Raw genomic sequence first — 13,152 nt, 5'->3', positions numbered from 1 at the left:
ACTATATTGTTGCCTGCCCGGCAGGCTGGGCCGCGATGCTTTCGACCCCAAGCCCGGCCATGCATGGGACAATGGCGACCATTCCCCAGCCTTTGTCCCCCGCCATGCAAGCGTTCGAACACACCATCTCCGACCTGACCGTCCACAAGCTGATCAAGGACCAGCATGGCCCCGCGAGCATTGAGCTGCGCGCCGGCACCATGCCGATTACCCCGTCCGCCCAGCGGCTGGTGGACCATCTGTGCACCTACTACGGTGAGCGGCTGGGCAAGGGTTATGGCCGGTTCGAGGAGGACGAGGACAACTTCCCCATGCCGCGCTTTATTCGCCAGCATGTGATGGAACAGAGCATCGACTTCCCTACCCTCACGCAGTTGATGATGCAGCACCTGCAGATGCGCGCCGAACAGGAACAGCTCGCCAGCGGCGGCTACCTCCTGATCGCCCGCGTACATAACGGCGCGGCGGATAGCCTGGTGGTGGCGCTGATCACCGAGACTATCGGCTCGGCCATTACCAGCAATCTTGATATCGTCGACAACCCGCACCTGGACATGAGCAACCTGCGCGTGGCCGGCCGGATCGACCTGACGGCCTGGCAGCGCGGTGCGGAGCGCTATATCAGCTTCCTCAAGGGCCGGGGCGATGTGGCCCAGTACTTCAAGCTGTTCCTCGGCTGCAACGACGTGGTGATTGCGCTGAAGGAAACCCAGAAGCTGGTCCTGGGCCTGAACCAGTTTGCCAGTGCCCAGCAACTGGACACCGGCAAGCGCGACGAACTGATGGAACGCGCCCACGGCTACCTGAACGCGCTGGGCGAGGACAGCACCCCGCTGAACCTCGATACCGTCGCCGAACAGATCTGGCCCGACGCCCCCACCACGCTGCGCAGCGCGCTGGCCGATGAATCCCTGGAGCTATCAAGCGGCTTTGTGCCCGACCGCCGTGCGATCAAGCCCCTGGTGCGTTTCAAGGCCAATTCCCTGCAATGGAAGCTGGAGTTCGACCGCAACAGCCTGCGATCTGGCGCGGTGATCTACGACAAGCACCAGGACACACTGGTGCTCTCGAATGTGCCGGAGCATATCAAGCGGGCGTTGCTGGACGATTGAGGTGGCGCCAGGCGGTATGGCTTGTCATTGCCTACCCTAAGCTGAGCCTACTCGGCGGGCCAGTGGTGCCGTCGACCCCAACGCACCTGCATTACCAAGCAGGAGGTCCGCATGAAGACCACGCACCGAGAGATCGTCGATTACTGGGTGACCCAGGAAGACGAATGTGGACTGTCTGTAGATTGGGCCGAAGCGGGCACCCGCTGTTGGCGCTGCGCTACCGAAACAAGGCTTGATCGCTGCCATATCGTTCCCTGCTCCCAAGGAGGATCAGAGCACCCGTCTAACCTCGTACTGCTCTGCCTTAAATGCCATCGCGAAGCACCCAATGTGACCGACCCAAGGTTCATGTGGAAATGGTTGCGCGCACACGCCGTGCCTTACTACGACACCTACTGGTTCAAACGGGCGGAGGCGGAATTTACGCTGATCTACGGGCGGAAGCCGATGTCGGACGTTGGTGAGAACGCAATCAATCGTGAAATCCTTTACACCGCCATCCAGCAGAAGCTCAGTGAGACCAGCATACATTTTGGAGAGGGCCGGCTGAACCCCTCTACCTTGGCCTGGTTGCTGTTCCAGGCCGAGCAGGCGCTGCTCGTTGCCGGTGAGACCGCAGAAGCCGTTGCACCGGACGACCCCACTAAGTAACGGATACCCGCGCAGTGAGGCATCAGAACCCGGAAAACTGCCCGAAGATCAAAAATATCAATGAGAAACAGTGACTTATCCTCCAGATGGAGGATGCGCCAAGTCAATAAATATATTACTAATCACCCTATAAGCGCGCTTGATCCGGCTCCCAGTGGAATTGTCGCCGGCGTGACGCGTTAGCAACCCCGCTCCGTCAGAATGCTATGGAACAGCGAGATCCTGCCAAGCTAGCTGAAAAGTTGCTGGAAAGTGCCGCTACGCAGACCTTGAGCAGTTGGAAGGTCTTTGCCTCGGCAGTGATTGCCATTGTGCTGCTGTGGAATACCTCGATCGATCCGCTAATCCCGAAGTTGAACGGGCTGTGGACAGCCATGGTAACGACGCATGAAAAATTCAAAAAACTGCGTGCGTATGAGACCGAGACAGCCAAAGGCAATAACTCCGGAAAAAAACTAGAGCGATTTCAGGAAAGTGCCCAACAATCGGCAAAGAATCGCAAGAAAGAAGCCTCCAAAGCTGCCATTGCATTTGCTATTCCGGGTGTTCCTGCGCTTAGCATTCCTACGCGTTATGCCGCGACACTCTGGTGCTTATTGATCTCCATTCTTCTGGGATATCTTTATCTTGCCCGGCTGTCGATCCTTTCGCAGCTGGCAAAGAGTGCTCGAATCTTTCATGATCTGGAACCCAATAAATTTCCCTATCGACCAGCATCGACCTACAGTATCCGGTGGTGGCTATTTCCCCTACCAGGAAAGGCGGGCGTTGTTCTCAGCCCCGAAAAATTTCGAATTTTCTTACATGCACCAGCACAGAACTGGCGTGAGGTAATTTTTGTAGTCTTACTATTTTTCACGCTGTTTCTATTGCAAATCCGGGTTGCCATGATTGCAACTGCAAGTATTGCCAGCCTTGGGGACGGCAATCGTTTTTCCTCACATGACGTAACCTTGATGGCTGTGACTTTTCTGTCATTGGCACTGACCGCGGCACTACTGGGATTGTGGCTAAGGCAGATTCAGGTACCTGATCGCCTCCCCCCTGCCGTTACCGCTTTTCACTCAGGTCGGCGCCTTGTGATATCAACCCTGGCCATGATCGCCGCAGCCAGCCTTGCAACTGGCGTGGGGATATGGGCGGGACCCAAAGCACTGGTACAGTGGATCAGAACACCACGATTTCGCCAACGCAGTCGGCCATCCTATGTTGCCGTTGCGCTTGCTTCCAATTTGTATCTCAATATCAGATCCAACAAGCTTCATTATGTTGCGGTCTCGAAAAGAGATATCAAGCATTCTGCAGTAAAGCGAGGGGACAGCTACTTATGGGGTATACGGACAATAAAGGGACGTTCACCGAAACCCAAGAATTTTACCGCCCAAGGAAGCAGCCTGGCACATAGCTCGGCACTTGACTGGCTTATTGCGCTGCCAGAAAAACGCCGAAAAGCCTTGACAGAAAAGGTGGCTGAGGATCTGTTTGCTTCAAACAATAGCAATAAGGCATTTGAAGTACTCTTGAATACAGTAAAAGCTGATCTAAAATCATTGGAAATGCAGGAGCAACCGTTCCTAGATTTTCGTCCTTACTATCAACTTGCCAAACATGCACTGATTAAGGAGCAACCAGAACCACTTTCTGACATGATTGCTGCAATAGAAGCGTCGCCGCTGAGAAAAGAATTTTCCACCTGCATACATAGCTGGACTATTCCGACCAGCCGGTGGCGCAAGCGACTGGCCTATATCAAGCGTTGACTCAACGAGTTGATCTTCTAATGCAAGATATCCGTAATCTGTGCGGAAGATGCGCGTTCGAATCGCGCTCAACTCTCCCTACATCGCCCCGGTTTGCTGCCTTGCCTGATGGCTAACGCCACATCAGGTGTTGCAAAACGGATGCAACGCGTAAGCCCCAGACATAAAAATCCGGGGCTTTCATCCATTTGGGGGATGCGAGCAGATGGACGATTGTCCTAGATTAGGGTCTATCGATACTGCGGCCTAGCCACACAGCCCCATGCGCCGCCTCCTGTACCCGCTGGGTATCACGGCCTTCTTCGCCAGCCTGATCCTTGTCGCCCGACAAGTCGCCTCCCTCATGCACTGGGACGGCCAGCTCGTTACCCTTGGTGTCTTCCTCATCATCGCCGCCCTGATATGGGCTGCTCACGCCTGGATACGGCACAAGCTGCGGCAAAAGCTCGCCACGCTGTCTGAGGCCGAGCGGCAGGTGTTGGCCGAGCAATACGAGACGGTGAAGTACGCCTTCCCCGGCCCGAACGCGAAATCCATACGGGTGACGGTGACGACCGGCGTGCTGCTGGTCAACGTCCCCACCCTGCCCCTGATGATCGCCCCGCTCGCGATCCTGCAATACGGCTTCCACCCTACCCCGCCCTTACCCCATATCGGCGCGCTGCTTGTCGGCTTTGTACTGGCCTGGCTGTGGTGGTCCATCGCCGTATCGAAATGGCGGCGCTGGGCGGTTCGCCGGGGGATGACAGCGGATGAGGCGCAATACTATGGGGAGCAGGCTTCGATGCTTTGGCCGAGGGGGCATTTCTTGGAGCGGACGGAGTGGGATAGGTTTGTTGGGGATGCAAAATACAAGACCTGACCCTGACGCTATTATTTATTGTAGGCACAAATTATAAGACTTGAACCAAATTTGCATATATATTTCAAGTCAATAATATTGCAAATCAGTTCAATTGGGAGCGGAATTGACACCTTTAACCATCGACGAAATCGACATGAGCCTAGCGAGGGAAAATGCGATACCCCTCGAAAATGAGCCTATCTCCATCAAAGAAATATCTGCCATACCATTTACCACATCTCCATTTTTAGAGGCTTCTATTGCCCAATGGGCATTAACCAACTGGGTAATAACTAAGCATATAGAAATATTGCCCGACGATTATTTTACAGGGCCTTTTTCACTTGACACATGGAGCAAATCATTCCCCACCGCAATATTAGGGTTACTACCACATGGGAAATTTGGGCAAATTTCCAGAAAACAAACAGCCGATTTTCGATCAAGATTATTAGACAGTCAGAAATCTTGGCCCGATCTTAATTTGCATGCAATGGCGGCAATTTTCTGTGTAGATAGCGACAAAGATCGGCTACCTACCCAACTGTATGGGAGCGACCTAGACGATGGGGAGAAATTCCCTTCTTCGCGCTTCGAAGAACTAGTTATTTCCTTAGCAAAAGCAGTAGCAGACAATGAAACAATTTTGGGAAGAATAACGAATCGAAAAGTTGCTCTAGGTTATATAATATCTGAATTATTCAAAAATACTCACGAGCACGCAAGAAACAATTATAACGGTGCAAGATTAAACCATTCCATTAGATCTGTTTACTCACGATATTTTTCAGCCAAAACATTAGCCACCGCCCTATCAAATAAGTCGGGGCGCGACTTCAATGCGGTTGAAGGATTCATTGCTAGGCAGTTACGCATCAACTCCAACAATAAGTCACCTTCAGATATTATCGGCTTCTTGGAAATATCCGTTTTAGATTCTGGGCCAGGACTTGCTCAACACTGGACCAAAAAATCATCAAGTGACCTTTCTATTCAAGAAGAATTTACCGCAGCTTTGTCTTGTCTTTCCAAAGGCCGCTCCACATCTCAAGGGATTGGAAAAGGCTTTGGGCTTCATAATGTAATACGCACGATGACAGACCTAGGAGGATTTGTACGCTTACGCACAAACAGAATTCATGCTTTTAGAGCAATGGATGACACTATTGGCCTTAGAAAAGATGCAGAGGGGAGCTTACTGCAAACGCTTTATGACTGGAAACGACAGTACACCGAAAGATCATCCGAATACGCGTACACTGAAGGTTGTTTAATATCATTGCTAATACCACTGGAGAAAGAATGAGAGCATTGTCATTTGTAACTTACAATCTCTCAGGCAACGAAGATCATCGCGCTGCTCATGTACTATCTTGCTTTATTCAAACACATGGGATTTCCAGTTCAGATTTTGACAGCGAGCTTTCTAGCGCATTTACCAATGCATCAAATTTTGATTATGTTGTATTCTCAGGACTTCAAGAAGCAATTGAAAAAATAAAGTCATATATATGCGCGAATAATGGAGTCAAAGGACGGCTTGAAGATGGCTTAAAAAACATTCAAGATGATATTTATTTCATAACTTTTGACCCAAATCTACGCACCCACACAATAACAAAACTTTGCGTACATCACGGCATCCCATCCCACATCATTAAGGATGATCAGCACTTCGGGCTACAATGTCGTTTCATAAGTAAAAATGGGGTCCAAGAACTCCCTAAAGGGCTTCATTTTGGAAAGCCATCTACTAAGCACTCACAAAAATTTCTTCGTGTATCCAATCCATTAGAGGATGGATCACTAGCGCGGTATTTGTCATTCTGGTTGCTTCCGTATATAACACCGAGTACAAAACTTATCTCTATAGATACCACCGGAATCTCAGACGTCGCGACTTGCTTGGCAATGCAAGCCTATGCCTTAAAATTGACGAGCGCGCCTCCTCTGGTAGCGTCGCATCAATCGTATGGAGGGCTTGATAAATTTCGAGTAGAAAGCCCCTCCGGAACTATCATACTAGTGTCCGCTTCTACCTCCGGCGGTTTGGCGAAAAAGCTAATACAAGAAAAGAATGCTGCCCCGGAATCCGTTATAACATTATTCTTTTGTGGAGATAGGGCTGCCACGCATGGAAAAATTCTTTGTGACATTACCCAAACCGATTACAACACGGGCGGGCACCCTCCCATTGTCAGTTACTCGGAAGAAAACTGTATTCTCTGCAAAAAAAGATCTGTAGCATTGGATATTTACGGAGATCAATTTGCTCTTCAACCACCTCCAGTTGACACCGTACTGATAAACATCCACGATTTACCTGATGGGTTATTAAAGAGCATTGATCGCATTGCAGGTCTTGAGGTATTCAAGGCTCATCATCAATTGGGCGAAAAATCTGCCGAACTATTCTTTTGCGTTAAACCATTTCTTACCAACAGTTTTAATGACGAGCATCTCTCTCAAAAGCTCAAAGCCTCTGTTCGTCGCGGCCTCTCTTCAAATTTAAGACGCATTGTTTTTGACAACTATCCCGGATCGGAAAGCCTAGCAATTTTTTCCGCAGAAATATATGAGAAAGAAACAAATACCAAACTCATTCCTATTTCGCTGGATCAATTAGCAGAATTATCCCCGGAAGAAGGGACTGCCTCTCTCGTCGTATCAGCGTGCGCTATTGATCCATCGGGCCTGTACAAGGCAAATCGTCTTTTGAGGAGAGTACAGCCCAATGGCAATACGACTTTTATATCTCTCATCAGCCCTGCCGAAAACACCGAAGCAAGATCGCGTATCAAATCCAATCTCACGTTCGGATCACGCGGACCAGACACATTTAGCTTTTTTTCCGTGCACGAAATAAGTATTCCACGCAGTGGTGAAAAAAGTTCTTGGTCTGTAGAAATAGATGAATTGAATAGAATTATTCACTGGGCGGATATCAACTCACTGAATATTCCAGATAGAATACAAGAAAGACTTGATGAATTAAATAAGGGACTCGCAACGGGTTTAACAAATAACCTGTTTTGGCCATCTTGCAATAACGAACCATTAAAAATTCAACCAGACTTCACATTACTAGACACAAAAGGTGGCAGTAGAATCCCAACTCAAGCCGACATTTATGTCGCGTTTTCTAGCGTTCTGAATCACATACGCCAGGGCAAACAAAAACATGCTCGATTGGAGTTCACCCCATATTATCGCTCCGTTCTAGGCTCGGGAAATTTCACTGATAGATTTACAGACCCCATTGTTCAAGCAGCAATTCTTAGGGCATCCAAAGATCGCGAGCTTGCTTTCGGACTTTGCGACAACTCGAACGAAAGCGAAATGACTCGCAATTACATAACACAACATGTTTTAAATGAAGCACTAGCATCGCGCGCTGAAGCTTTGGCCGAATTTTTAATTGCTATTTTATGTCGTAAATTAATCTTATCGATGGACGATGAGCGAAACATTTTAGACCGTGTTGCTTCCAATCAGAAGCTCCCTGACTACATTACGCTTATGTGCAAATACTTACTGAATCGGCTAGATTTGGAAAATCCAAATTAGTTTGGGCAGGTGATCCCAGAAGCCTCAATTTCGTCGTCAGGCAAGGCGCGAAGTGAAAAATATCGACGACGCCTATACCTCATAGGCGAGGAGATATTTTTTGCGAGTAACGCAGCATCACGGCGAAAGGGAGGCTTCTGGCGTTACATGCCCTTGGCCCGCCAGCACCCCCGCCCTGCCGCCTTCGCCTCATACAGCGCTTCATCCGCCTTCTCCAGCAACGCCGCCGCACTGAACGACCCACTCGTGGCGGTATAGACCACGCCGATGCTGGTGGAGATTTTGTGGCGGGTCTTGGCGAGCTGGGCTGGTTCTGCCATGGCAGCGATGATGTGTTCCGCCACGTTCTCGGCTTGGAGCAGGGAGCGGACGGTGGGGAGCAGGACGACGAATTCATCCCCGCCCATACGGGCGACCAGATCGGTCGCGCGGACGGCGGCGCGGGTGCGGCGACCGAATTCGCGGATCAGGTCGTCGCCGGCGGCGTGGCCGTAGGTGTCGTTGACGGGCTTGAAGTGGTCGATGTCCAGGAACAGGATGGCGATACCGTCGTCCTGGATCCGGACACGCATGAGTTCTTCCCCCAGCCGTTCCAGGAAGGCGGCGCGGTTGGGCAGGCCGGTAAGGGTGTCGTGGGTGGCGCGGTTGCGCAGGGTCATCTCGCGCTGGCGCAGCTCGGACACGTCCCAGCCCATGACGTAGAAGCCATCCACCTTGCCGTCCAGATCAATCTGCGGCAGGTAGTGCATTTCAAATTGCTTGGGCTGGCCGTTACGTAGCCGCATATGGTCGAACTGGACCGGCTTGCCACTCAATGCGGTGGCGATATGGGCTTGCAGGCCGCGGTAGACATGATCACCCAGGAAGCCGGCGATGGTCTTGCCAAGGACCAGTTCGTCGGTCGCGTCGAATGACTCCAGGTAGGCGCGGTTGCAGTAGCGGTAACGTTGTTCCTGGTCAATAAAGGCGACGATGACGGGGATGGAGTCGGTCACCTGGCGCAGCAGGGCTTCCTGCAGGCGCAGGTTGTCTTCCGCCCGCTTGCGCTCGGTGATGTTGCGGGAGCTGATGCTGATGCCGTCGCCGATCTTGACGACCTCGTGGTAGATCCAGACGGCCTGGACGTAGTCGACATCGAGGCTGAATTCCTCGGCCACCGGGATGCCGGTGTTGACGATCTGGACGTATTTCTCGAAGAAGCCGCTGGTACGGTTGATGGGCAGCAGTTCGCACAACAATTGGCCAATGACCTGCTCACGCGGCAGGCCGAGCATGGTCTCGGCCACCTTGTTGATGTAGTCAAAGCGGAAGTCGGTGATCTCGCCCGCGTCGTTGCGGACGCTCTTGAGGATAAAGTAACCATCGAGATGGGATTCGGCCGCCGAGATGAAGTGCTCGGCGTTTCGTCGCGCTTCCTCATGGGCGATCTGCAGTTGGGCGACGGTGTCGTGCAGGGTACGGTTGCGCTCCTGCACGCGGGCTTCGAGATCGGCACGCAGGTTGGCGAGTTCCTGTTCGGCGCGCTTACGGGCGTCGATATCGTTGATAACGGCGATGAAATTGAGCGGTGCGCCGAGCTGGTCCCGCATTAGCGAGACGGTGAGTTTGACCCAGATGGATTCCCCGCCTGAGCGGATATAGCGTTTTTCCAGGGTATAGGTGCTGATCTCGCCAGCCAGCAGTTTCCTGACCTGGGCGAGGTCGGTCTCGAGGTCGTCCGGGTGGGTAATGTCCTGAAAGGTCTTGGTCAGTAGTTCCTGTTCGGTGTAGCCGACGATATCGCACAAGCATTTGTTGACGCGCAGCCAGTTGCCATCGAAGGAGACCAGGGCCATGCCGACGGCGACCTGGGAAAAGGTGTTGCTCAGCATGGCTTCGGAGCGATTGAGGCGGAGCTGGGTGGTGGCCGCGAGGACCGCGACTTCGAGGCCGTGAAAGTATTGTTCGGCCAACACCACGAAATCAGCCAGGGCTTCCCGGTCTGCCTTGCTGAAGATGCGCGGCTTGCGATCGATCAGGCAGAGGGTGCCGAGGGCCATGCTATGGGTGGTGCGGATGGGGTGGCCGGCATAGAAGCGGATATGGGGCTCACCGACGACCAGCGGGTTGCCGGCAAAGCGGGAGTCGAGCTGGGCGTTCTCGACCACCAGCGCGGAGGTGGAGAGGATGGCGTGGCCGCAGAAGGAGATGTCGCGGCCGGTCTGCGGGGCATCGAGCCCGACCTTGGACATGAACCATTGCCGATCACTGTCGATCAGTGAGACGAGGGCGATGGGGACGTCGAAATAGTGGGCTGCCAGGCGGGTGATGCGATCCAGCTCGGGTGTGGAGGGGGTATCGAGCACGTTGAGGGCACAGAGCACCCGCACGCGTTCGGATTCATTCTCTGGGAATTCCGGGGCGGTCCAGGGCAGGTCCTGGGTGGTTTGATCCATGGATTAGACCTCCTCAGCGTATGAGATAGAACCTTGTTATGTAGGGTCGGTTCCTGGGGCGATCACCGGGTTGCAGATCGGAGACGCTCCCCTGATTTCTACACCATAGTTGCTCGGACGAAAAAACCCAGTCGTAGCCGCAGGTGGCCTGGCCTAGCCGTTCGTCAGCTCCTTGGGCCTGGGGGTGGCAAACGGCTGACTGGGTGAGGCCTGGCCGATGATTCCGGCCTTGTTGGCGGAACTTTGCGACGAAAGGTCATTGGTATTGCCAATCAACCCTAAGTGGGCCCCAAGCCTTGCTGGCTGGGCGATGGCGGGTGATCGGGAGGTGAGAACGGGGTGAACTGGGATGGTGCGGCGGGCCGAAATGGCTGGGGCCGGGGAATTTTTTACGCAAATGGGGACCCATCAAGGTACAGGCCTGCGTACAGAGGCCGCAGCGCGTTATGGGCACGCCACATATCGCTTCCCTTTGAGGGGGACGGTCATGGATTTTCCGGTTCCGCAAATCAGTAGCACCTCGACGGTCAACCCTACCCTGCCGCTGAGTAGCAGCGCGGCGGTGACGGTGCAGACCGGCTTGGCGGGGCTCGACAGCGTCGCGAGCCCGAGCAGCATTGTGTCGCTCGGGGAGACTGACCTGGCGACCCTGGTCTATGGATCGACAGGGGTGGCGGCGCCGCTTTCCTTGCTGGGGCCGGCGGCCCTGCGCGATCAGGGTGCGAGCGAGAGTCTGGCCTTGCAAGGCGGGGCTGAGGCGCTGGCGCAGACTAGCCAAGCGACGGATACGGCCATAGAAGACGCAAGCGGGCTCAATACCTTCCTGGCGGGCTTGGCACAGGCGCGGGCCGGTTTGCCGGATGTGAGCGGTGCGCCTGACCCGGCACGTGCGGGCAGTACGTCTACCCGTACCCAGGCGGCCGTGCAGGGTGTTGGCCCCACCGCGGCCCGGACTGCGCCGATTGAGGACCTGCTCCCGACGGAGACGGACACGACGCCGGCGACGGCAGTGCCGGACACCCGGTTACTGAGCAATACGGCGACGCAAGGTACGCTGGCACCGGCCGAAGTGACGGGCAGTAGCAGCACGGCCAGCGTGCCGGCGGTTAATGCCGCTGCAACCGTGGCGATCAATAGCCCGGCTACGCCTGATCTATCGGCCACGCCGGTCGCGACAGCGGTAAGCAATACGACGGTGACGGCGCCTGCTGTGCCGATTGCGGCCCGATCTTCCACTACAGGCGAGCAGCCGGTGAGTGAGGCTGTTGCGCCAAGGGAGCCTGTGGGCACCAGCAGCAGCGCAGATAGCAACCGGGCGACCTTGGCAGCGGCCCAGACGACTACGACCAATGCAGTTCCGATACCGAGCAATACCGATGGGGTGAATGCGACGATGCCGTCGATTGCAGTACCCAGTGCGACGACCCTGGCGCTGAGAACGATCGTCAACCCCGCCACCGATGCACCTACGCTGGCAGAAAGGGTGGCAAGCCGGCTGGTGGCGACACAGGCCCAGGCGGCGGCGCAGCCTGGACCGCAGATCACGAGTGATCCGGCTTATGCGGGTGTGGCATCGGCCTTTTATGTGGGGGCCTTGATGTCGTGGTTGCAGGCCAGCCGGTTAGTGCCGCAGCCGACCGATGGCGGGATATCGGTCAAGCCGGTCGGGATGGTGCGCGAGGTGGGGCCGGTGAAAGCGATATCGTCCGGCATGGAAGCCGGCGCCGGCCGGCAGCAGACGTTTGGCGGGATGCGGCGTTGATAGAGTAGGCAGGCGGGTTTGACGGTGGTGCGGTGGGCAAGACGAGACGATTGAAAAAAAGGGCTTGAAATCTGTTTGGGGTGTTCACATCTAGGGAATGTGGGTGCTCCACGGAGGCTCACATCAACCCGATATCGCTTGTCTTTGAAAGGATATGAACCATGAACCGTTACGACTTTACCCCCCTGTACCGCTCCGCCATCGGCTACGACCATCTGGCCCAGATGTTTGATGAGGCACTGCGTGCCGATGCCCAGCCGAGCTACCCTCCTTACAATATCGAGCTGCTGGCTGAAGACCAGTACCGCATCTCGATGGCCGTTGCCGGTTTTGACCGCGCCGAGCTGGATATCGAGATTGAGCACGATACCCTCAAGATCACCGGCCGCAAGCAGCGCGGCGAGGCCAAGCCGACCTTCCTGCACCGTGGCATTGCCACCCGTGACTTCGAGCATACCTTCCGCCTGGCGGACCATGTGAAGGTGGTGAGTGCATCGCTCGACAACGGCTTGCTGAACATCGAACTCAAGCGCGAAGTGCCTGAGGCGCTGAAGCCGCGCAAGATCTCGATCGGCGACGAGAATGTGCATATGCTGGAACGCAAGCAGGCTTAATGCAGGCTTGAGCTTGTTGTCGCCAGTAGCCGAGAAACGGCCGGGATATCCCGGCCGTTTTTTATTGTGCCTGGCGCGATGCTAGCCGACGGCTTTCTGGACCAGGGTGACGATGACGGCGTCGCTCTCGCTGGCGAAGCGGTGCTTGAGGCCGGGCGGGATTTCCAGCATTTCGCCCGTGTTCATTTCACCCCGCTGACCGCCCTCGCCTTCCAGTACCAGGCGGCCTTGCACGCAGAGCAGGTATTCGGTGTTGCGGTGGACTTCGAACGGGTAGTCGCCCGGCGGGATGTGGATGAGCAGGAGTGCGCCAGCGTTGGTCTGGGCGAGCGGGTGATCCTGATCTGCCGGGAGGGTGCGACCGAGCGTGGCCAGTGGGTGGTGGATGAAGTCGAGCTGGTGCATGG

Annotated in this window: 10 protein-coding genes; 8 read left to right on the top strand and 2 right to left on the bottom strand. The window is 54.6% G+C overall.

Annotation, left to right across the window (positions count from 1 at the left end; translation table 11 throughout):
* Window positions 1-71: 71 nt before the first annotated feature.
* The 6 genes from ACYVHK_RS04050 (at window position 72) to ACYVHK_RS04025 (ending at window position 7,934) form a co-directional block, all read left to right on the top strand.
* Window positions 72-1,112 carry a nucleoid-associated protein gene (locus ACYVHK_RS04050; protein WP_460527861.1) on the top strand — a complete coding sequence of 347 codons (1,041 nt, stop codon included), beginning with the start codon at window positions 72-74 and terminating at the stop codon, window positions 1,110-1,112.
* A 111-nt stretch (window positions 1,113-1,223) separates the two neighbouring features.
* Window positions 1,224-1,763 (top strand): HNH endonuclease, encoded by a 540-nt coding sequence (locus tag ACYVHK_RS04045; protein ID WP_460527859.1) that lies wholly within the window; start codon window positions 1,224-1,226, stop codon window positions 1,761-1,763.
* Window positions 1,764-1,969: 206 nt separating this feature from the next.
* Window positions 1,970-3,523: a hypothetical protein gene (locus tag ACYVHK_RS04040; protein ID WP_460527857.1), complete on the top strand. Its 1,554-nt coding sequence runs from the start codon at window positions 1,970-1,972 to the stop codon at window positions 3,521-3,523.
* Window positions 3,524-3,785: 262 nt separating this feature from the next.
* Window positions 3,786-4,385, top strand: a complete 600-nt coding sequence (locus ACYVHK_RS04035; protein WP_460527856.1) for a hypothetical protein — start codon at window positions 3,786-3,788, stop codon at window positions 4,383-4,385.
* 136 nt (window positions 4,386-4,521) lie between these two features.
* A complete protein-coding gene (locus ACYVHK_RS04030) occupies window positions 4,522-5,673 on the top strand; it encodes a hypothetical protein (RefSeq protein WP_460527854.1) in 1,152 nt (383 codons plus the stop codon).
* Window positions 5,670-7,934, top strand: coding sequence for a hypothetical protein (locus tag ACYVHK_RS04025; RefSeq protein ID WP_460527852.1), 2,265 nt, complete (start codon window positions 5,670-5,672; stop codon window positions 7,932-7,934). The genes ACYVHK_RS04030 and ACYVHK_RS04025 overlap by 4 nt, the downstream gene beginning before the upstream one ends.
* A gap of 143 nt (window positions 7,935-8,077) precedes the next feature.
* Here ACYVHK_RS04025 and ACYVHK_RS04020 read toward each other — a convergent pair whose 3' ends face one another.
* On the bottom strand, window positions 8,078-10,369 hold the full coding sequence (locus ACYVHK_RS04020) for a diguanylate cyclase domain-containing protein (protein WP_460527849.1): 2,292 nt from the start codon (window positions 10,367-10,369) through the stop codon (window positions 8,078-8,080).
* A 487-nt stretch (window positions 10,370-10,856) separates the two neighbouring features.
* Between ACYVHK_RS04020 and ACYVHK_RS04015 the strand changes: the two genes are divergently transcribed.
* Window positions 10,857-12,131 (top strand): hypothetical protein, encoded by a 1,275-nt coding sequence (locus tag ACYVHK_RS04015; RefSeq protein ID WP_460527847.1) that lies wholly within the window; start codon window positions 10,857-10,859, stop codon window positions 12,129-12,131.
* Window positions 12,132-12,292: 161 nt separating this feature from the next.
* Complete coding sequence (locus ACYVHK_RS04010) at window positions 12,293-12,745, top strand: alpha-crystallin domain-containing protein (RefSeq protein ID WP_460527845.1); 453 nt, start codon at window positions 12,293-12,295, stop codon at window positions 12,743-12,745.
* 81 nt (window positions 12,746-12,826) lie between these two features.
* Here ACYVHK_RS04010 and ACYVHK_RS04005 read toward each other — a convergent pair whose 3' ends face one another.
* Complete coding sequence (locus ACYVHK_RS04005; protein ID WP_460527843.1) at window positions 12,827-13,150, bottom strand: cupin domain-containing protein; 324 nt, start codon at window positions 13,148-13,150, stop codon at window positions 12,827-12,829.
* Between the last annotated feature and the right edge of the window lie 2 nt (window positions 13,151-13,152).

This window comes from Chitinimonas naiadis (assembly GCF_054780835.1).
This window is presented reverse-complemented; position numbering and strand designations above follow the sequence as displayed.